Consider the following 18,187-nt stretch of genomic DNA (forward strand, 5'->3'; position numbering starts at 1 on the left):
GTCAGAGGAGAAGACCAGCCATGATCGGTCGATTGAACCACGTAGCCATTGCCGTACCGGACCTTGAGGCCGCCTCGGCCCAGTATCGCGATGCTTTGGGTGCCAAGGTCGGCGCACCGCAGGACGAGCCGGATCATGGCGTGACGGTCGTGTTCATCGAATTGCCGAACACGAAGATCGAGCTGCTCTATCCCTTGGGGGAGAACTCTCCGATCAATGGGTTCCTGGAAAAGAACCCCTCGGGCGGCATTCACCATGTCTGCTATGAGGTCGAGGATATCCTGGCCGCCCGCGATCATCTGAAGGCGCAGGGCGCGCGGGTCCTGGGATCGGGTGAGCCGAAGATCGGCGCCCATGGCAAGCCGGTGCTGTTCCTGCACCCCAAGGATTTCAACGGCTGCCTGGTGGAACTGGAGCAGGTTTGATCCTATCTGTTGCCAGCGCCAGGATCGGCGCGGGCCATTGGGAGTGAAGGTGCCATGGGAATTACATCCGGTCTGGTTCTCTATGCGGTGATCTGGTTCATGACCTTTCTGATCGTGATCCCGATCCGGGTAGAGACCCAAGGCGACAGGGGAGAGATTGTCCCCGGCACCCATGCGGGGGCGCCTGAAAACCACTATCTGAAGCAGAAGGCCTGGATCACCACCCTGGCCGCCTGCGTGATCTGGGCAATCGTGGCCGGGATCATCCTTTCTGGTGCAATCAGCGTCAATGATTTCGACTGGTTCGACCGGTTGCCCGATCCCAGCTGATATTTGGACCGGCTGATATCTGGAAATGGGTGCAGGCAGTGGGGGAAAGCAGGCAGTGGGGCAAGGCGTGCTCCCGCCCGTCGTTCGCCTTTCTAAAAAAGACGTCCTCCCCTTGGGCCCGGCGCCGCGCAGAGCGCGGCGCCGGGCCCAAGGCCGCCAAGGCGTGACAGCCGAAGGCTGTGCGCCTGCGGGCGCGGGAGATCTGCGCCTTTAGCCGCGGCCTTTCAGGGCGTGGAAGATATGCGTGAAGGTTGCCGCGCCCAGGATGGGGATCACCAGGTTTACCAGCGGTACGGTCAGCGGCATGGCCATCAATGTCCCGGCCAGCCAGATCGTTCCCAAATGCTGGCGCCGCATCCGGCGTGCCTCCGGCATTCCGACGCGCCGCGCTGCGACCAGGGTGAAATACTCGCGTCCCAGGAAAAACCCATTGAGCGCCCAGAAGATGAACACCGCGATCGGCGTGAACAGGAAATAGAGCGCGAGGGCCAGCAGGTTGGCCAGGATCAGTACGCCCAGGAAATTGACCGTATCCCGAAGCCCCTCCCAGATCGTCGGGTCATTCGCCGGGGGCAGCGTCGGGAAATGCCGGTCCTCGACCGCCTGCGCGACCTCGTCCAGGAACATCGAGGTGATCGCCGAGGCCACCGGTACCATCAGGAAGATCGACAAGACCAGCATCAGGAAGACCGAGCCGATGGACAGGATATCGTCCAGCCAGGTCACTTCACCGAGCACCGGCAGGGTGACTTCCGGGCCGACAAGCCACTGGATGGCAAAGAAGAACAGGATATAGGCCGCAACCAGCAGGGCCAGCGTCAGCCCGATGCCGAGAAACAGGACCCGGCGGAACCTGGGATCCCCGGTCTGGGCCAGGGTCTTGAAGAATGCGTCGAAAATCATGTGCTGATCCAGCTTGTGATGCGATCCAGATCCGGGCGCGGGCGTTCGGGGGGCGTAGCGCCTTCGGTGGCAATGTGGATCAACCCGGCGATGCGCTCGTTTGGTGCAAGATCAAAAGCCTCTTCGCAGAATTGACGCTCGTGGCTGACCCAGCCAGAGAGCCAGTTCGCGCCCCAGCCAGCGGCCAGGGCCGCATTCAGCAGCGCAAGGCAGACCGCACCGGCAGAATAGGTCTGCTCGATCGCTGGGATCTTGGGGCTTTCGGTCTGCACTTCGATCACGGCCACGGCCAGTTGGCCCAGTTCGAACTGGCTGCGCCCCTTGGCGATATCCTCAGGCGATTTGCCAAGGCGCTCACCGGCCTGTGTGGTGAGATCGGCAAGGCGCGCCATGGCGCGCTGTTCGATGACGATGAACCGCCAGGGTTCAAGCTTGCCATGGTCGGGCGTGCGCGCGGCAGCGGTCAGCAGCGTCATCAGCTCATCGCGGCCTGGCACCGGGGCGATCAGCGTCTTTGCGGGCCGCGAACGGCGGGTCAGCAGGAAGTCCAGAGCGGCGTCATTGCGATCGGGCATATGTGAAACCTTTTTACATTGGTGCTGTATATGTTGGCTGGCCAAGCTATTTCAAGAGGTTCGGAGCTGGGCGGCGGTAGAATACGGCACGCAGGCGCCGCGGTGCGCTGCAAGAACGCGTCCTGTGGCAGCCGTCGTGGCCCGTGTCCTTGGCCTGTGTGCATGGCTCCTGTTCGGGGCGAGATTAGTCGGCTTTGGACCAGGTGACAAAGCGGTTTTGGACCAGGCCACCCCGTCACCAGCGCCGCTGTGGCACATCCCCGAACTGGCACAGGGGTTGGCCCGGGATGTGATCCGGTCTTAGCGCCTTCGGTGAGGCTGGGCCTGTCAACTCCAGAAAGCCGGTGGCACCGGAGGTCTGCATATGGGTGGTTATTCCCAGGTCAGCCTTTGCCCACTCAGGCAGGCATGGAGAGCGCCCGGCGGAACAAGATCCAGCTCCTGAAAGAACGACAGATAATCCATGTGCCCGATGTATTCTGCGATCCTGTCGCCCTGGAACCGGACCAGCAGGCAATCAAACCCCTCGATGGCCTTGCCCGTGATCAAGCATTCCGACCGGATGTGAAGCCGCAGGGTCAGCCAGTCTCCCTGTTCGACCTTATGCGTCACCTCAAAGGTGCTTGGGCCGACAAGTCCTTTCACGACAGAAGAGAATTCGGCCCATTCCTGCATCGGGACCGTGACACCGCCGGTCACCGGGCCACAAAAGCTGGCCTCTGGCGCGATGTAGTCTTCCATCTGGAGGCGCTGCTCGCCGTCAAAGGCGGCCCGCAGGAATTGGAGCAGGTGTGTTTCCTTGTCGAAGGTACTGGAAACCGTGTGCAACTTAGTCATGTGGAACACCAAAATCGATAAACTGTTTGTATTGTGAACAGGTTGGCTGTCTCTGTACAGGGACTTCTTCATCCCGAGACGCAAGTGAAAATCGGAAAAACCCTGGCAGGGCAAAGGGTGCAATGCCGTGGCGGAGCCTTCTGCCCGGTTCGTAGATCAGGGCAGAAGGAGGCAGATGCATGTGTCGGATGTCTATGCCGGTCCGGCCTTCTCTTCCGGGACCAGGCGGTAAACCCCTTCCGGCAGGTCCAAGGCGGCGGCCAGATCCCGCAACTGGTTGTAGGAAAGGGTAATTTTCTCAACGCGATCGGTCCGGGCGTCGTATTGTTCGACGGTGACGCATTCGGCAAAGGCGTTGATGGTGACATCCTCGGTCAGAGGGGCGTCGCCCTCGTCCACCAGGGTCACGATGGTTGAGTCGAATTCATGCTCGATCGTAAACATGCTCGGATGTTGCCACTGCGGCAGGCGCATTGGCAAGCGTTTGCATGGGCAGGGGAAATATGATGCTGTCATGGGGCATAGGGGCGAGGGGCACACTGGAAATGCAGGCCCGCAGCCTTTAGATCCATGCCGTGCGCTACGTGGCGCGCAATGTCACGATGACGAAAGAACGAAGGATAGGCCGATGCGCCGCGTTTTGATTGCTTGCGCCCTTGTGGCACTCAGCGCCTGTGCGGTGCAGGTACCGCCCTCGAGCGAGGATCGCCCTGTCCCGCCCGGTGGCGTGACTGAGTACCGGCCTGGCGGAGTGGACATGGCCAGCTTCAGGGCCGTGGTCGCGCGGGTGGAACCGGTTGCAGAGCGGATTTGCCGGACGGAAACCCAAGGGATGAACTGCGATTTTGCAATCGGTATCGATCCCAACCCGAAGGCCGCTCCCAATGCCTATCAGAGCCTGGCCCGTTCGGGGCGGCCGGTGATCACCTTTACCCAATCCATGCTGGGGCAGCTCGGCAATGCGGATGAGCTGGCATTTGTCATGGCCCATGAGACGGCCCACCATATCGAGGGCCACCTGGCACGCCAGCAACAGAACGCTGCGGCGGGATCGGTGCTGCTGGCCGGTCTGGCAACGCTCGCGGGGGGCACTGCGGCGGATGTGTCCAATGCGCAGGACCTGGGCGCCATCGTCGGCGCGCGCAGCTACTCCAAGGCGTTCGAACTGGAGGCGGACCGGCTGGGGACGATCATCACCCACAAGTCGGGCTATCGGCCCAGCGTCGGGGTGCAGTTCTTCTCCCGCTTGCCGGATCCGGGCGACATGTTTCTTGGCAGCCATCCGGCCAATCCAGACCGGGTCCGGGTGGTGCAGGATACCATCAGTCGGTACGGGCTGAACTGACCATGGGGCATGCAGACAGCGACAGGGTACCCGCGCTGAGCAGGCTGGGCGTGGTGCTGACAGACCGCGGGTCGCGCTATGCGGTCAGCGGTGCCGCTGTCACATCGCGGGCCGAGGTGGACCGGGTGCTGGCAGAGTTGAAGACGGACCGCGCCTATGCCAAGGCCACTCATAACACCTGGGCGGCGATCCTGCCGACGGGGGGCTTGAAGGCCGATGATGGCGAAAGCGGTGCCGGCATGGTGATCCTGCGGATGATGGAGCGCCAAGGGGTGAGCGACCATGTGATCATCGTGACCCGCTGGTACGGCGGCAAGAAGCTGGGCGGAGACCGGTTTCGCCGGGTGCAGGATGCGGTGCGTGCCTATCTGGACGCCCAACCGCCCGCTTGACCTGCATCAATGTCTCCTCGCGGCCCCGTGCTACCCTTGCGCCTGAAACGGATCCTGGAGAACGCGCTATGGACGAACGGGAGGCGGCGCCGCACCGCGCATTGAAAACCCATGCGGCCCTCTTTGATGACATGGGGCAGGCGGTTGGATTGGACCTGCAGGAAGAGGCCATTGCCGGGCGGCTGAATTTCGATGAGATCGCCGAGGCGGTCTTGCGCTGTACCCGCTGCGCTCATCCAGAAACCTGTCAGGATTGGCTGCGCTCCGCGCAGCCGGGCGTCGTGGCGGGCGATACTCCGGATTATTGCCGCAACCGGGATCTGCTGGGGTTCCTGCGCGAGCCGTCTCAATGAGGGCGGTGCGGGAGACGGGCGGCCGTTTGAGCAAGGATTGGGAGGTTTGATCATGCAGCCCTTGGGTGAGGCCCTGTTTCATCTTCGATTGCTCGGTTTGATGGCGAAGACAACCGATGTGGATCTTGTCGAAGCCTTTGCCGCAGGTCAGATCAGCGAAGAGGACTGGGCGGAGATGATCAACCAGTGCCGGGCCTGTGGCTGCGTCGAGAAATGCCAGCGATGGCTCGCGGCACATGATCACGCCGAAGCCGCTCCGGAGGGATGCAACAATGCGGACAGGCTGCAGCAGTTGCACGCGAAGAAAGAACCTGTCGGCGGCTGAACGGGTAACGATCTGACACGGCGCCAGGATCGCGATCTGATCCGGAGGTCGCCATGGAAGGGGAACTCCCGCGCCCGCGCGTGCCCTGGCTGCGCCAGGACCCGCTGGCGGCCTTGGGCGCGGCGCCGCTGTCGCGGCGCGGCAGGCGCAAAGGACGGGGCATGGGTCAAATCATCCATTCCAAAAGCCCGGTGCGCGTATTATATGCGCTGCCATGACCAGCAATCCGCCAGATCTTCGCCCCGACCTTGCCCCGAAAGCCCAGTTCGGTGACTCGCCCCGCGCGGGCCAGCCGACCCTTGGGATGGTTTCGCTCGGCTGCCCCAAGGCATTGGTGGACAGCGAACGGATCCTCACCCGCCTGCGCGCCGAAGGATACGGCATCAGCGCCGATTACGCAGGCGCCGATGCGGTGATCGTCAACACCTGCGGTTTCCTGGACAGCGCCAAGGCCGAAAGCCTGGAGGCCATCGGTGAAGCACTGAAGGAAAACGGCAAGGTCATCGTCACCGGCTGTCTGGGCGCCGAGCCGGAGTATATTCGCGACCATCATCCGCGCATCCTCGCCGTCACCGGCCCGCACCAGTACGAACAGGTGCTGGATGCCGTGCACGCCGCCGTGCCGCCCAGCCCCGATCCATTTGTTGACCTCTTGCCCGCCACCGGCGTTAGCCTCACCCCGCGCCATTTCAGCTATCTGAAGATCTCGGAAGGCTGCAATCACAAGTGCAAGTTCTGCATCATCCCCGACATGCGCGGGCGGCTCGCCTCGCGCCCGGCCCATGCGGTGCTGCGCGAAGCGGAGAAGCTGGTCGATGCAGGCGTGCGCGAACTTCTGGTGATCAGCCAGGATACCTCGGCCTATGGGCTGGACCGAAAGTATGATGTGAACCCCTGGAAAGGCGGAGCAATCCGCAGCCATATCACCGACCTGTCCCGCGCGCTGGGCGAACTGGCACCGGCCTCGGAGCTGTGGGTGCGGCTGCACTATGTCTACCCATACCCCCATGTGCGCGAGCTGATCCCGCTGATGGCGGACCCGGACAATGCGCTGCTGCCCTATCTGGATATCCCCTTCCAGCACGCCCACCCGGATGTGCTGAAACGCATGGCGCGTCCCGCAGCAGCGGCCAAGACACTGGACGAAATCCGCGCCTGGCGCGACACCTGCCCGGAGATCACCCTGCGCTCGACCTTTATCGTCGGCCACCCGGGAGAGACCGAGGCCGAGTTCCAGCACCTCTTGGACTGGATGGACGAGGCACAGCTCGACCGGGTGGGCTGCTTCAAGTACGAAAACGTCGCCGGAGCGCGCTCCAACGATCTGCCGGATCACGTGCCCGAAGAGGTGAAGCAGGAACGCTGGGAGCGCTTCATGGAAAAGGCGCAAGCCATTTCCGAGGCCAAGCTGGCGGCCAAGGTCGGGCAGATCTGCCAGGTCATCGTGGACGACATCGACGAAGACGGCATCGCCACCTGCCGCACCAAGGCCGACGCGCCTGAGATTGACGGCAACCTGTTCATCGACGAGGGCACCGAAGGCTTGACCGTCGGTGATCTGGTCACCGTCGAGGTGGACGAGGCCGGGGAGTATGACCTTTGGGGGGCGTTGGTGGCGGGTTAGCCGTCAGCCTTCCTGTGCTTCCATCTCTGCCTCATCTTCAAGGCTCTGAAGGTCGACTTCCGGTTGGGGCACCTTGATCTTTGGAGCAGGTTTCCGCCAAGCTACCAAATTCTGGCCGATGTCGCGGTAGAATGCCGGTACGATCTGTTCCAGCTCGGCAATGAAGTTGGTTTGCTGAATGAATTTGGCACCCAATCTCTTGGCTCGGTAGAGGTGGAAGCTGACCACTTGCAGGCCATTCTTATCTTTTTCGCAAAGATCAGGAGATGCAATTAGGTCGGTAATGGGAAACTGAGTGTCTTCGCTGCGCCCTGGCCACTTCATGCGTACGAATACCTCATCCACATTTTCCACTTTTATTTGCCGCAGCAGCCAGTTCAATCGTGCCTTCGCTGATTTCTTGTCTTCGGGAGCCCTGAGTGTCATGCCGACTTCTATTGTTCTGCGGTTCATGTCGGCGACGACGTCCAGCGGGGCAGCGGCGTCGGGAACGTCAAAGGTCGCGCTGAGCTGTTGTATTTCCCTGAGAAGCTGTAGTTCGTCTTTGTGACGGAGGGATGGATCGCTCACATGTTTACGGCTTAGCTTTTGCGATACAGCTGTGTCGGTATGGCGACTAAGGATAAGCGCCAAGTCCTTTGTTTCCTGGTGCCAGGCGTCGAGCACGGCGGTTGCTTCAGAAGATCGGGCTAAGATTTTTCCACCGGCAGACACATGTCTGTTCAACTCGCTCCATTCGGGTGGCATCCGGTCAAACCCTTTTACGCCCGCACTGTCATGCGTGAGGAACCGCTTGAGTTCGTTCAAAAGAATACGCTGATCGGTGTCAGCAACTGAATCATTGCTGAGCAACAGATCTGCGACGGTTAGGATATACATCCAGGACCAGTGAAAGACCGGGACTTTCGAGCGGCTTTTTCGCACCTCCTCCAATGGGTGATTAGAAGGAACCGTGGCGAACTGATTGGAAATTGTAACCACGCAGTCAATCTGGCATTCTTTGGCGATTGCTCGGTATTTCTCGATCTGCTCGACGGTCAAGGGCGTATTGCCAACCTTGGTTTCGACCATTGCCCGCCATTCCTTCGCACCGTTATTAAGGACGATGAGGCCATCAGGTCTGTCTTTTGCTTTCTCGGTTTGAGATCGAAATACGACCTCGGTAAACGTTTCAATTCTGGAACGCTTACCAACGCGTTGTCCAAGCGATGAAAGCAATTCTGCGCCCAACTCTTCGACTTTTGACACGCAGGCCAGAACAATTGATGTCGTACGCCCTTCTTTGGATGTATTCGATAGAACCGGAAACAGGCGCGCTGCTTCGCCATGCAATAAATAATCAGGTTTTTCCATAACATTCCTCCACTCACTTAAATCGTGCATTGTTGTGGATTAAAATCAATCAAAAGTTTAAATCGGGATTTGACTCTAAGTCGGTCCGGGCACCGTTTGGTGACATATGCGTGCACAGTCGATTATGAGCAGCTTCGTTTGTTGTGACCTGTCCTACCTCTCTATTGCACCATTCCCGGCGCTCTGTATCCTTGGGGCAATTGGCAGGGGAGGGCGCTATGCGGCTGATCATTCGGGTTCTTTCGGCAATCATCCTGACGCTGGCGCTGCTCATCGGGGTGGTTTTGATGCTGCCCGGAGAGCGGGTGGCGACGCTGGCGGCGCAGCAGCTGGAGGCGCAGACCGGGCGCAAGCTGGAATTTCAGGGCGAGGTGGGCTTTACCCTCTGGCCGGTGCTGGGGATCAGGACCGAAGGGGTGACGCTGTCCAATGCCGATTGGGCCGGGCCTGCGCCGATGCTGGAGGCCGCGCGGATGTCTATCGGCATTTCCGCAGTGGATCTGTTGCAGGGAAACGTGCGGGTCACCGAGATCACCGCGCTGTTGCCGCAGCTGAACCTCGCGACCCGCGCCGATGGCACCGGCAACTGGGTTATGACACCGAATGAGGGGGCTGAAGCGGCTGCGCCCACGTCGCAGGAGAGCTCTCTGCCGGTGCAGATCGAAAAGCTCACCCTGACCGGGGCATCATTGCGCTATGCGCCTCATGGCAGCGCGCCGGTCGAGATGAAGGCGATTGACCTCGCCCTGCACTGGCCCGACCCAAGCGGCACGGTGAACATGGATCTGACCCTGCGCCCGGCCGATGTGCCGGTCGAGATTGCGGGTGAGATCGGAACATTCGCGGACTTCCTTGCGGGGAAGGTGTCCTCGGTGGGGGCCACGGTCAAGGCGCCGGGCGGCGTGTTGCGCTTTGATGGCCGCGCCGGGATCGATGGCGCGGGCAGCGGTCGGGTCACGCTGAAGACCTCTGACAGCGGCGGTTTCATTGCCGCGCTGGGGGGCGGGCAGATCGAGGTGCCCAAGGGGGCGGGCAGGTCTGCCGTTGTCGGTGCCGATGCCACCTATACGCCGGATGGCCGTCTTGCCCTGCGCGATCTGGCGCTGGATCTGGACGGCAACCGGATCCAGGGGGCTGTCGACCTTGTCATGAAGGAGGTGCCGGAGGTGACCGCGCAGCTCACGGCGGGGGCCTTGTCCTTTCCGGGGTTTGGATCTGCCGGTGCGGGCAGCGGCCAAGGTGCGGCAAGCGAGGGCTGGCCGAAGGATCGCATTGATGTCTCGGCGCTTTCTGCGTTGAATGGCACGGCGGTTCTGACCTTCAAGAGCCTGTCGGCTGCGGGCTATTCCTTGGGTGAAAGCAAGCTGACGCTGAACGTGGATCGGGCGCGGGCCGTCCTGAAGGCGCAGCCCGCCGCCCTGTTCGGCGGGCAGGTGACGGGCCAGATGGTCGCCAACAATCGCAATGGCCTGTCGGTGGGCGGCAAGCTTTCGTTCAACGGTATCCAGCTGGAGCAGGCGCTGGGGCAGACCGCAGGCTATACCCGCCTGCATGGCGCTGCGCTTGGCGAGTTGGAATTTCTGGGCGTTGGCAATTCGGTCGATGCCATCATGCGCTCGCTCAGCGGCAAGGGCTGGCTTGAGGTCGGCAAGGGCTTCTTCACCGGCTTCGATCTGGAAGGCTTGATGCGCGCGGGCCGGGGCAATGGTGGCAGCACCGTCTTCGAGCATCTGACCGGCAGCTTCACGATGCAGAATGGCAACCTGCAAAACCCCGATCTTCTGATCACCATCAAGGGGCTCAGGGCCGATGGCAAGGGCCGGATCGGCCTTGGTGCGCGGGATCTCGACTATCGCTTCACGCCCACATTGCAGGGGGCTGATGGCGGCGTGGGCCTGTCGATCCCGGTGGCCATCACCGGCCCCTGGAGCGCGCCCAGGATCCGCCCCGATCTGGAAGAGGCCCTGCGCCCCAAGATCGAAGAGGTCGAGGAACAGGCCAGGGAGCGGGTGCGTGAAAAGCTGAGCGAAGAGCTGGATACGGAAATCGCCCCCGATGCGGATCTGAACGAGGTGATCAAGGACCGGATCGAACAGGAGGCGAAAGAGCAGCTCTTGCGTCTGCTGCAGGGGAACTAGGCCGGGATTCTTTGAACTTGGCCGCGCCACGAGAAAACGCGCCCACCGAAGGTGGGCGCGCCGGTCGACTGGCGCAAGCCAGGCGAAATACCTAATGGGTCGTCCGGTCAGATTGTCTGATCGTAGTCCCCGACCAGAGGCTCGGTGCGGATCACCGCGTCAATATCGGCAAAGATCGCCCGCATTTCCGCTTCGCTTTCGCTGCTTTCGCAGACCACCACCAGGTTCGGCGTATTCGACGAAGCGCGCACCAGCCCCCAGGAGCCATTGTCGAGGATCACCCGGGCGCCATTGACGGTCACCACCTCCTTGATGGCGCGGCCTGCGATGGTTTCACCGGCGTCGGCCTTGGCCACCAGTTTCTCCACCAGACGCTCCAGCACCGTGTATTTCTCGGTATCGGCGCAATAGGGCGACATGGTCGGGGTCGACCAGGTCTTGGGCAGGGCCTTCCTGAGGTCCGACATCTTCATGTCGGGGTTGCGGTCCATCAGCTTGCAGATCTCCACGGCGACGCGCATGCCGCAGTCATAGCCGCGCCCCACCGGTTCGGCGAGGAAGTAATGGCCGGATTTCTCAAACCCCGCCAGGGCGCCGATTTCCTTCACCCGCCGCTTCATGTGGCTGTGGCCGGTCTTCCAGTAGTCGGCGGTGACGCCGTTCTTTTTCAGCTCGGGGTCCGAGGCAAACAGCCCTGTGGATTTCACATCGGCCACGAAGGTTGCGTTGGGGTAGATCTTGGACAGGTCGCGCGCCATGATGACGCCCACCTTGTCGGCAAAGATTTCCTCGCCCTCGTCATCCACCACGCCGCAGCGGTCGCCGTCACCGTCAAACCCGAGGGCAAAATCCGCGCCCGAGGCTTTGACCGTGTCCGACATGTCATGCAGCATTTCCATGGCTTCGGGGTTGGGGTTGTAGTTGGGGAAGGTGTAATCAAGCTCATTGTGGCTTGGGACAACCTCGACACCGATCCGCTCGAACAGCTCCGGCCCAAAGGCGGAGGCGGTGCCATTGCCGGTGGCGCAGACCACCTTCAGCTTGCGGGACATCTTGAAGTCGCCCACCAGGTCGTCGAGGTAGGCTTCCTTGACGCCATCGACGAATTCATAGGATCCGCCCGGTCGCGCAACGCCCTCGCCGTTCAGCACGATGTCGCGCAGCTCGGACATCTCATCGGGGCCATGGGTCAGCGGGCGGTCAAAGCCCATCTTGACCCCGGTCCAGCCGTTGGGGTTGTGGCTGGCGGTAACCATGGCGACGGCGGGCACATCCAGGTGGAACTGCGCGAAATAGGCCATCGGAGACACCGCGGGGCCAATGTCCTTGACCTGGATGCCTGCCTGCATGAGGCCCAGGATCAGCGCCTGTTTGATGGCCAGGGAGTAGTCACGGTAGTCGTTGCCCACTGCGATGACCGGATCAATGCCACGCTTGTGCATCTGGGTGCCAAGGCCAAGGCCAAGCGCGGTCATGCCCGGAAGGTTGATTTCCTCGGGGTATTTCCAGCGCGCGTCATACTCGCGAAAGCCGGTGGGCGTGATCATCGGATCGCGCAGGAAGGACCAGGTGTTTGGGGTAACCGGTGAGATTGGTTTCGTCATCTATAATCCCTTTTCGGGGTCAAATCGCAATTGGGTTGGCTTTTGCCACTTGGTCGAAGGCCATCAGGGTTTCAACCAGCTTTGGCATCTCTGAAAGATAGATCATATTCGGCCCATCACAGGGCGCGTTGTCCGGATCTTCGTGGGTTTCGGTGAAAACTGCGGCAATTCCGGTGGCAACTGCCGCCCGCGCAAGCACGGGTGCAAACTCGCGCTGACCACCCGATGCTCCGCCAAGGCCGCCCGGCTGGGCCACGGCATGGGTCGCATCCATCACAACCGGATAGCCCGTGCGCGCCATTTCCGGCAGGGACTGCATGTCCACGACCAGCCGATTGTAGCCGAAGGTCACGCCGCGCTCTGTCAGAAGGATGCGCTCGTTGCCGGTGCTTTCGATCTTCGCCACCACATTGGGCATGTCCCAGGGGGCAAGGAACTGGCCCTTTTTCACATTGATCGCGGCACCGGTCTTGCCCGCCGCCAGCAGGAGCGCTGTTTGACGGCACAGGAAGGCCGGGATCTGCATGATGTCCACCACCGCGGCCACGGGATCACACTGTTCCTTTTCGTGGATATCGGTGATGACCGGCACGCCGATCTCTTTCTTGACCGACTCCAGAACCTTCAGCCCTTGGTCCAGGCCCAAGGCGGGTTTCGCATTGAGCGAGGTGCGGTTGGCCTTGTCGAAGGAGCCCTTGAACACATATTGGGCGCCTGCTTTGTCGCAGGCCTCCTTCAGCGTTCCTGCGATCATCTGCGCGTGATCTGCGGATTCCAGCTGGCAGGGGCCGGCAATCACTGTCAGCGGACAGTCATTGCCGATGGTCAGCCCGGCGATGTCGATATGTTTCATGGCGTTAAGAGGATACCTGTTCCCGGAGAATGGATGCTGTGAGCGAACACATCAGGTAGATACCGGAAAAGATCAGGAAAGCCAAAATCGTATTTTCGAACTTACGCGGATAAGAGGGTTCCTGGCTCGGGACCGGCTCCACCGCAGTGGTCAGATAGCGCACCTGTCGGTTGGCCTCCATGCGGGTGGTTTCCACTTGCTGCAAGGCCGATTGCAGCATCAGGTCGCGGGTCGCCAGATCGGCCTGGGCCATCTGGATCTGCACGCTGAGGCTGGCAAGCGAGTTTTCGCCGGCCGAGGCATCGGTCATCCGGTCATTCAGTCGCTGGATCAGTGCCTCAAGCCGGGCGATATCCGCCTCGGCGCCATCGACCTTGGCCCGGTTCGGGCGGGCGTTGTCCAGAAGCGCGGCCAGTTCGAGCTGCTTTTCCTGCAATTGCACCTCGAAGGTGGAGATCTGTGAGCGCAGCGACATGATCACGCCTTCGGGGTCAAGCACGGCGCCCTTCTGCTGCAGGCGGACAAGGTGTTCCTGTGCTTCGCGGCGCTGGACCTCGGCGAGCTCCAGCGCGGCTTCGGCCTCGCCCACCTGATCGGCGCGCTTCTGTTCAGAGAGGTGATTGACCTTTTCCTGTGCATAGGAGATCAGCCGACGCGAGAATTCTGCCGAAACCTCGGGATCGGCGGCGGTCACTTCCATGCGGATCACGCCCTCGGTGGGATCATAGCCGATTTTGATGTTGCGCGCGTAGGTCTTGTAGGCTTCCTCGTTGGTCGGCGCGGGATCCAGACGCTGGATCGGATCGATCCAGTCTTGCGTGAAATGCGATTTGAACCCGACCTCGTCATCCAGCCGCAGCATGGCTTCCTTGGATTGCAGATAGCTTTGCACTGCGATGGAATCCTGGCTGGTGGCAAACTGGGTGCCACTCAGCAATCCGCCAAGCCCGCTGCCACCGGCGCTATCGGCCTTGAGCACGAGGAATTCGGATTTCGCCGCATACATGGGCGTGGCAACCTTGTAGAAATAATACCCGGTGATCAGCGTCGGCAGCATCACGAAGAAGGCCAGCCGTGCCACCAGAAGCCCCAGCTTGCGGCGCCGCCGCCGGGCGATATCGCGCTGGATTTCCTGGATTTCGCGATTGCGCCGCTCGGCCGGGCTCAATTCGGTGGAGGGCAGGGTGGTCTTGGTCGCAGGCACCGTCTGCGGCAGCTGGATCGCCCCTGGCGTCGGGGTGCCTTCGGGGCGTGCGGTGTTCTGCGGGACAACCAGTTCCAGCATGTTGGAGCGTTTGAACGGGTCGATCCCCTTCAGCCGCAGAAGGCGCACCGCGTCGAAATCCGATGTGACCGGCAGATTGTGCTGCTGTGCCACGCGCCGGGCCATGCGCAACTGACGACCCGTCAGCCCCTCGCGGCGGATCTCGTCGATATCGGTGGAGGTCTTCACCTCGCGCGGGGTGCTGACCTGTCCCGAGAGCGCCGCCCCCGAGCCTGCCTGCCCAGAACTTGCCTGCCCTGACGCAGCCTGTCCTGGCTCTGTCTTGCCCGGGGCACCTTGCGCGTTTGCGGCAGCCGCGCGGGCCGAGGCGCTGGCGGCTTCGGCGCTGCTGCCGGGGCCTGGGGCCTCAACCGGACGGGCCGCGGCGCTGGCACCTGTTTCAGTGCTGGTGCGGCGGATCCGGAACTTCTTAGCCTTGGGTTTCGTAGTCATAGAGCTGCTTCGCTTCTTCCAAGGTTTCAAACATGTGCAGTTTCCCGTCCAGCAGCACCGCGGCGGAGCGGGCGAACTTTTCCAGCGTCTTGGGCTGGTGGGAAACAATCACGATGGTGGTGGTCTGCAGCCGTTCCTGCAGGATCGAACCGGCCTTGCGGTTGAATTCCACATCGGTGGTGCTGGGCATGCCCTCGTCGATCAGGTAGATATCGAAGTCCAGCGCCAGCATCAAAGAAAAGCTGAACCGCGCCCGCATCCCCGAGGAATAGGTGCCCAGCGGCTGATCGAAATACTCCTTCAACCCGCAGAGCCACCGGCAGTAGGCCTCCACGTAATCGGGATCCAAGCCATAAAGCTTGGCGATATAGCGGCTGTTTTCCATCCCCGAAAGGCGGCTGATGACCCCGCCCATGAAGCCCAGCGGAAAGGAGATCTTGCAACCGCGCCGGATCTCACCCTCATCCGGTTTTTCCAGGCCTGCCATCATGTTGATCAGGGTGGTCTTGCCGGTGCCATTGGGGGCCAGGATACCCATGGATTTGCCAAGCTCCACCCGGAAGGAGACCCGGTCGAGGATCACCTTGCGCTGTTTGCCCGTCCAGAAGGACTTGCTGACATTTTCAAACTCAAGCATGCGCGTTCCGGTCTTGCCTGTCTGGTCCGTTCTCCGGGCTCTTTCCATCCTTGGGCGTCGGACGGGGCCGACTGCGGTGATTTGCCCGGCGCCACAGGCGTCGAGCGGGGTATGCGTGGACCAGGGTGTCTTGCGTCCAACAGATTTGATCCTGCCGGGAATACCTGATCTATATTAACGACCTACGCGTCGATTTGGGCTTTGTTATGTCAAATTGTGACATATTTCAGCAGTGAAGCGTTAACCTTCCTCGAGAAACCCTTCTGACGATGGGTCGTGAAGCAGGACGGTGCGGCAGCCAGCAGGGGGCGGATTTTTGCAAACTATACCCATATTGTTTCCAAATAGGAAACGGTGATGGTTGCTGTCGGACCAGCGAAAAAGACCCTGGAGGCCGAGATTGCCGCCTGTAGCTTGTGTGCGGAGCGGTTTGCGGGCACGGCCACGCAGCATGCGCCGCGTCCGGTGGTCTGGTTTCGACCCTCGGCCAGGATCCTGATCGCCGGGCAGGCGCCGGGGTTAAGGGTGCATGAAAGCGGCCGCCCCTTTACCGATCCGTCGGGAGATCGCTTGCGGCAGTGGCTGGGGATGAGCGCGGCGCAGTTCTACGATCTGGAGCGGGTCGCCATCGTGCCCATGGCCTTTTGTTTTCCGGGATATAGCGCGCAGAAAGCCGATCTGCCGCCGCCGCCCCTCTGTGCCGACACCTGGCGCGCCAGGGTGCTGGAGGCTTTGCCAAAGGTGGAGCTCACGGTGCTGGTTGGCGGCTATGCGCAGGCCTATCATTTCGAGGACAAGATGAACGTGTCCGACCGGGTCGCGGCCTGGCGCGCATATGCGCCGCAGATCTTTCCCTTGCCTCATCCCTCCTGGCGCAATACCGCATGGCTGAAACGCCACCCGTGGTTTGAGGCCGAATTGCTGCCGGTCTTGCGGACCCGGATCAAGGAGCTTTTGTGATGACGACGCCCACCCCTTTGGATCAGGCCCACGCGCAGATGGAGGCAGACCCGGCATCGGATGCCGCGCGCCTGCGCTTTTACGAACGGCTGTCGGATTGCGAGCTGTTCCTGATGCTGGAAAAGGAGGTCGAGGGGGACAAGCTGGAGCCTGCCCTGTTCGACACGCCCGAGGGGCGGTTCGTGCTGGTTTTCGACCGCGAAGAACGGCTGGCGGATTTTGCGGGGCGCGCCGTGCCTTACGCGGCGCTGTCGGGGCGGGGCATTGTGGGGATGCTGGCAGGGCAGGGGATCGGGCTGGGGGTCAACCTGGAGGTTGCGCCCTCTGCCATGCTGATCCCGGACGAGGCCATCACCTGGCTGGCGGGTACCTTGGAGCACGCTCCGGATCAGGTCGAGGCGGCGGTGGAGGTTTTTGAGCCGCCAGTCGGGCTGCCGGAGGTGTTGCTGAGCGCCCTGGATGGCAAGCTGGCAACGGCTGCGGGGCTGGCCGGATCGGCCTATCTTGTCTCGGTGCGCTACAAGGGCGGCGGGCAGGGGCATCTCTTGGGCTTCGTCGATGCCAAGGACGCGGCGCGCGGCGCCCTGGCCAAGGCGGTGAGCGAGGCGCTGACCTTTTCGGGGATCGAGGCCGGTGCGCTGGATGTGGGATTCTTTGCTGGGTCAGACACGGTGGCGGCCAGCCTGGCAAAGGTGGGCTTGCGGTTCGATCTGCCCGAGCCGGAGGCGCCGCAGGTCTACACGCCAATCGCGCCCGGCAGCGACCCCGAGAAGCCGCCCCGCCTGAAATAGGGCCGCCCCCCCCTGAGAGAGAAACCAGAAACAGAGGCGGGCAGCTCCCGCCCGTCAAGCAGCACCCGAATGGGTGCCCCTTTCCCGTTGGGCCTAGCGCCGCGCCTTGGCGCGGCGCTGTTGCTCTCCGGCGCGGCCCGGGTCCGACATCGGGCCGGGAAAATGTGAAGTCTAAAGGAAATATCAATTCTGTGCGGTCATGGTCGGGGCTGACCACTTGATCGAACCAGAAGGTTTTCATGATCCACTCTGCCCGCGCCCTGGCTTTTGCCCTGTTGTCGCTTGCCCTTACTGCCACGCAGATTTCCGCGGCGGACAGGTTCTCGATTGTCAGCCAGCAGTTCTTTCAGACAGGCGCTTCGGTTGCGCGACCGATGCTGACGGTTCCGGTCAAGGCCGAGGTCCAGCCCGGACCGGGGGCCGAGGCCCGTGCCAAGCCGGATCTGGAGGCGGAGATGGAAGCGGTCCAGGCCAACCTTGCCAGCGTGTTCATAGGGCGCAGCGGCAACAGCCTGTTTCGCACCCTGCCGCGGGCCGTTGTCGGCGGCAATGCGGTGCAAAGGCTGATGACGCTGATTGCCGGCGCCGAGGCGGGCAAGGCGCAATATGATGCCGTGCAGTATGCGGCAACCATCAAGCCGCCGAAACGCCCCACACAGATGACCATCGGCGAGATCTACAAGTGGATCGACGAAACGCCCGGGCAGCAGCATGCCATCGGACGCTATCAGTTCATTCCGGCCACCCTGCGGCGGTTGGTCAAACATGTGGGGGCCAGCCGATCGGATCGGTTCTCACCACTTCTGCAAGACCGCCTGGCGCATCAGCTCCTGGAGGAAGCGGGCCTGAGCGAAACCCTGGCGGGGGAGATGAACCGCCATGCCTTCATGCACAATCTGTCAAAGATCTGGGCGGGGCTGCCGACGTCGAGCGGGAAGTCCTATTATCACGGGCTGGCGGGCAACAAGGCGGTGCTGAGCTGGGCCAAGTTCGACGAGGAAATGGCGCGGCTGTTTCCGGGCTGA

The 18,187-nt window shown here is 61.9% G+C and carries 21 protein-coding genes; 12 read left to right on the forward strand and 9 right to left on the reverse strand.

Features of this window, described 5'->3' with window-relative positions; genetic code table 11:
* Window positions 1–20 precede the first annotated feature (20 nt).
* Together mce and PXK07_RS12640 are read left to right on the forward strand one after the other, a co-directional pair.
* Window positions 21–425: a methylmalonyl-CoA epimerase gene (gene mce, locus PXK07_RS12635; RefSeq protein ID WP_274848678.1), complete on the forward strand. Its 405-nt coding sequence runs from the start codon at window positions 21–23 to the stop codon at window positions 423–425.
* Window positions 426–479: 54 nt separating this feature from the next.
* Window positions 480–755 (forward strand): DUF1467 family protein, encoded by a 276-nt coding sequence (locus tag PXK07_RS12640; protein ID WP_274848679.1) that lies wholly within the window; start codon window positions 480–482, stop codon window positions 753–755.
* 210 nt (window positions 756–965) lie between these two features.
* Here the strand turns inward: PXK07_RS12640 and PXK07_RS12645 are convergent, their stop codons facing one another.
* From PXK07_RS12645 to PXK07_RS12660, 4 genes are all read right to left on the reverse strand, one after another.
* Window positions 966–1,658, reverse strand: coding sequence for an EI24 domain-containing protein (locus PXK07_RS12645; RefSeq protein WP_274848680.1), 693 nt, complete (start codon window positions 1,656–1,658; stop codon window positions 966–968).
* On the reverse strand, window positions 1,655–2,233 hold the full coding sequence (locus PXK07_RS12650; protein WP_274848681.1) for a nitroreductase family protein: 579 nt from the start codon (window positions 2,231–2,233) through the stop codon (window positions 1,655–1,657). Before PXK07_RS12650 ends, PXK07_RS12645 begins: the two co-directional genes overlap by 4 nt.
* A gap of 372 nt (window positions 2,234–2,605) precedes the next feature.
* The gene (locus PXK07_RS12655; protein WP_274848682.1) at window positions 2,606–3,070 is read right to left on the reverse strand and encodes an ester cyclase; all 465 of its coding nucleotides are present in this window, start codon (window positions 3,068–3,070) and stop codon (window positions 2,606–2,608) included.
* Window positions 3,071–3,262: 192 nt separating this feature from the next.
* On the reverse strand, window positions 3,263–3,514 hold the full coding sequence (locus PXK07_RS12660; RefSeq protein ID WP_274848683.1) for a hypothetical protein: 252 nt from the start codon (window positions 3,512–3,514) through the stop codon (window positions 3,263–3,265).
* Window positions 3,515–3,827: 313 nt separating this feature from the next.
* Between PXK07_RS12660 and PXK07_RS12665 the strand changes: the two genes are divergently transcribed.
* The 6 genes from PXK07_RS12665 to rimO all read left to right on the forward strand — a co-directional run bounded on the left by PXK07_RS12665 (window position 3,828) and on the right by rimO (window position 7,109).
* Complete coding sequence (locus PXK07_RS12665; protein ID WP_446728378.1) at window positions 3,828–4,415, forward strand: M48 family metallopeptidase; 588 nt, start codon at window positions 3,828–3,830, stop codon at window positions 4,413–4,415.
* A gap of 2 nt (window positions 4,416–4,417) precedes the next feature.
* On the forward strand, window positions 4,418–4,807 hold the full coding sequence (locus PXK07_RS12670) for a YigZ family protein (protein ID WP_274848685.1): 390 nt from the start codon (window positions 4,418–4,420) through the stop codon (window positions 4,805–4,807).
* Window positions 4,808–4,875: 68 nt separating this feature from the next.
* Window positions 4,876–5,160, forward strand: coding sequence for a DUF6455 family protein (locus PXK07_RS12675; protein ID WP_274848686.1), 285 nt, complete (start codon window positions 4,876–4,878; stop codon window positions 5,158–5,160).
* A 52-nt stretch (window positions 5,161–5,212) separates the two neighbouring features.
* Window positions 5,213–5,485 (forward strand): DUF6455 family protein, encoded by a 273-nt coding sequence (locus PXK07_RS12680; RefSeq protein ID WP_274848730.1) that lies wholly within the window; start codon window positions 5,213–5,215, stop codon window positions 5,483–5,485.
* Between the two features lie 53 nt (window positions 5,486–5,538).
* The gene (locus PXK07_RS12685; RefSeq protein WP_274848687.1) at window positions 5,539–5,703 is read left to right on the forward strand and encodes a hypothetical protein; all 165 of its coding nucleotides are present in this window, start codon (window positions 5,539–5,541) and stop codon (window positions 5,701–5,703) included.
* Window positions 5,700–7,109 carry a 30S ribosomal protein S12 methylthiotransferase RimO gene (gene rimO / locus PXK07_RS12690; protein ID WP_274848688.1) on the forward strand — a complete coding sequence of 470 codons (1,410 nt, stop codon included), beginning with the start codon at window positions 5,700–5,702 and terminating at the stop codon, window positions 7,107–7,109. The genes PXK07_RS12685 and rimO overlap by 4 nt, the downstream gene beginning before the upstream one ends.
* A 3-nt stretch (window positions 7,110–7,112) precedes the next feature.
* Here rimO and PXK07_RS12695 read toward each other — a convergent pair whose 3' ends face one another.
* Entirely contained in the window at window positions 7,113–8,462 is a 1,350-nt protein-coding gene (locus PXK07_RS12695; protein WP_274848689.1) for a hypothetical protein, read from the reverse strand.
* 218 nt (window positions 8,463–8,680) lie between these two features.
* Between PXK07_RS12695 and PXK07_RS12700 the strand changes: the two genes are divergently transcribed.
* The gene (locus tag PXK07_RS12700) at window positions 8,681–10,600 is read left to right on the forward strand and encodes an AsmA family protein (protein ID WP_274848690.1); all 1,920 of its coding nucleotides are present in this window, start codon (window positions 8,681–8,683) and stop codon (window positions 10,598–10,600) included.
* Window positions 10,601–10,707: 107 nt separating this feature from the next.
* Here PXK07_RS12700 and PXK07_RS12705 read toward each other — a convergent pair whose 3' ends face one another.
* From PXK07_RS12705 to PXK07_RS12720, 4 genes are read right to left on the reverse strand one after another with little or no spacing between them, the layout of a single operon-like run.
* Window positions 10,708–12,204, reverse strand: a complete 1,497-nt coding sequence (locus PXK07_RS12705; RefSeq protein ID WP_274848691.1) for a phosphomannomutase/phosphoglucomutase — start codon at window positions 12,202–12,204, stop codon at window positions 10,708–10,710.
* A gap of 19 nt (window positions 12,205–12,223) precedes the next feature.
* Window positions 12,224–13,057, reverse strand: a complete 834-nt coding sequence (gene kdsA, locus PXK07_RS12710; RefSeq protein ID WP_274848692.1) for a 3-deoxy-8-phosphooctulonate synthase — start codon at window positions 13,055–13,057, stop codon at window positions 12,224–12,226.
* A gap of 4 nt (window positions 13,058–13,061) precedes the next feature.
* Window positions 13,062–14,774, reverse strand: coding sequence for a capsule biosynthesis protein (locus tag PXK07_RS12715; RefSeq protein WP_274848693.1), 1,713 nt, complete (start codon window positions 14,772–14,774; stop codon window positions 13,062–13,064).
* Window positions 14,752–15,411: an ABC transporter ATP-binding protein gene (locus PXK07_RS12720; protein WP_274848694.1), complete on the reverse strand. Its 660-nt coding sequence runs from the start codon at window positions 15,409–15,411 to the stop codon at window positions 14,752–14,754. Before PXK07_RS12720 ends, PXK07_RS12715 begins: the two co-directional genes overlap by 23 nt.
* Before the next feature lie 357 nt (window positions 15,412–15,768).
* Between PXK07_RS12720 and PXK07_RS12725 the strand changes: the two genes are divergently transcribed.
* The 3 genes from PXK07_RS12725 to PXK07_RS12735 all read left to right on the forward strand — a co-directional run bounded on the left by PXK07_RS12725 (window position 15,769) and on the right by PXK07_RS12735 (window position 18,187).
* Window positions 15,769–16,371, forward strand: a complete 603-nt coding sequence (locus tag PXK07_RS12725; protein ID WP_274848695.1) for a uracil-DNA glycosylase family protein — start codon at window positions 15,769–15,771, stop codon at window positions 16,369–16,371.
* Window positions 16,371–17,162, forward strand: coding sequence for an SseB family protein (locus tag PXK07_RS12730; RefSeq protein WP_274848696.1), 792 nt, complete (start codon window positions 16,371–16,373; stop codon window positions 17,160–17,162). The genes PXK07_RS12725 and PXK07_RS12730 overlap by 1 nt, the downstream gene beginning before the upstream one ends.
* Window positions 17,163–17,401: 239 nt before the next feature.
* On the forward strand, window positions 17,402–18,187 hold the full coding sequence (locus PXK07_RS12735) for a hypothetical protein (RefSeq protein WP_274848697.1): 786 nt from the start codon (window positions 17,402–17,404) through the stop codon (window positions 18,185–18,187).

The organism is Phaeobacter sp. QD34_24, from assembly GCF_028890115.1.
Classification (GTDB): Bacteria; Pseudomonadota; Alphaproteobacteria; order Rhodobacterales; family Rhodobacteraceae; genus Phycobacter.

What these genes read in the sequence shown, in the direction of transcription:
- PXK07_RS12665 (WP_446728378.1), top strand. Translation starts at nt 3,828, where the DNA reads ATGGCCAGCTTCAGGGCCGTGGTCGCGCGGGTGGAACCGGTTGCAGAG.
- PXK07_RS12645 (WP_274848680.1), bottom strand. Translation starts at nt 1,658, where the DNA reads ATGATTTTCGACGCATTCTTCAAGACCCTGGCCCAGACCGGGGATCCC.
- PXK07_RS12660 (WP_274848683.1), bottom strand. Translation starts at nt 3,514, where the DNA reads ATGTTTACGATCGAGCATGAATTCGACTCAACCATCGTGACCCTGGTG.
- PXK07_RS12685 (WP_274848687.1), top strand. Translation starts at nt 5,539, where the DNA reads ATGGAAGGGGAACTCCCGCGCCCGCGCGTGCCCTGGCTGCGCCAGGAC.
- PXK07_RS12640 (WP_274848679.1), top strand. Translation starts at nt 480, where the DNA reads ATGGGAATTACATCCGGTCTGGTTCTCTATGCGGTGATCTGGTTCATG.
- PXK07_RS12730 (WP_274848696.1), top strand. Translation starts at nt 16,371, where the DNA reads ATGACGACGCCCACCCCTTTGGATCAGGCCCACGCGCAGATGGAGGCA.
- rimO (WP_274848688.1), top strand. Translation starts at nt 5,700, where the DNA reads ATGACCAGCAATCCGCCAGATCTTCGCCCCGACCTTGCCCCGAAAGCC.
- PXK07_RS12680 (WP_274848730.1), top strand. Translation starts at nt 5,213, where the DNA reads ATGCAGCCCTTGGGTGAGGCCCTGTTTCATCTTCGATTGCTCGGTTTG.
- PXK07_RS12695 (WP_274848689.1), bottom strand. Translation starts at nt 8,462, where the DNA reads ATGGAAAAACCTGATTATTTATTGCATGGCGAAGCAGCGCGCCTGTTT.
- PXK07_RS12650 (WP_274848681.1), bottom strand. Translation starts at nt 2,233, where the DNA reads ATGCCCGATCGCAATGACGCCGCTCTGGACTTCCTGCTGACCCGCCGT.
- PXK07_RS12700 (WP_274848690.1), top strand. Translation starts at nt 8,681, where the DNA reads ATGCGGCTGATCATTCGGGTTCTTTCGGCAATCATCCTGACGCTGGCG.
- kdsA (WP_274848692.1), bottom strand. Translation starts at nt 13,057, where the DNA reads ATGAAACATATCGACATCGCCGGGCTGACCATCGGCAATGACTGTCCG.
- PXK07_RS12715 (WP_274848693.1), bottom strand. Translation starts at nt 14,774, where the DNA reads ATGACTACGAAACCCAAGGCTAAGAAGTTCCGGATCCGCCGCACCAGC.
- PXK07_RS12735 (WP_274848697.1), top strand. Translation starts at nt 17,402, where the DNA reads ATGATCCACTCTGCCCGCGCCCTGGCTTTTGCCCTGTTGTCGCTTGCC.
- PXK07_RS12675 (WP_274848686.1), top strand. Translation starts at nt 4,876, where the DNA reads ATGGACGAACGGGAGGCGGCGCCGCACCGCGCATTGAAAACCCATGCG.
- PXK07_RS12655 (WP_274848682.1), bottom strand. Translation starts at nt 3,070, where the DNA reads ATGACTAAGTTGCACACGGTTTCCAGTACCTTCGACAAGGAAACACAC.
- PXK07_RS12725 (WP_274848695.1), top strand. Translation starts at nt 15,769, where the DNA reads ATGGTTGCTGTCGGACCAGCGAAAAAGACCCTGGAGGCCGAGATTGCC.
- PXK07_RS12720 (WP_274848694.1), bottom strand. Translation starts at nt 15,411, where the DNA reads ATGCTTGAGTTTGAAAATGTCAGCAAGTCCTTCTGGACGGGCAAACAG.
- PXK07_RS12705 (WP_274848691.1), bottom strand. Translation starts at nt 12,204, where the DNA reads ATGACGAAACCAATCTCACCGGTTACCCCAAACACCTGGTCCTTCCTG.
- mce (WP_274848678.1), top strand. Translation starts at nt 21, where the DNA reads ATGATCGGTCGATTGAACCACGTAGCCATTGCCGTACCGGACCTTGAG.
- PXK07_RS12670 (WP_274848685.1), top strand. Translation starts at nt 4,418, where the DNA reads ATGGGGCATGCAGACAGCGACAGGGTACCCGCGCTGAGCAGGCTGGGC.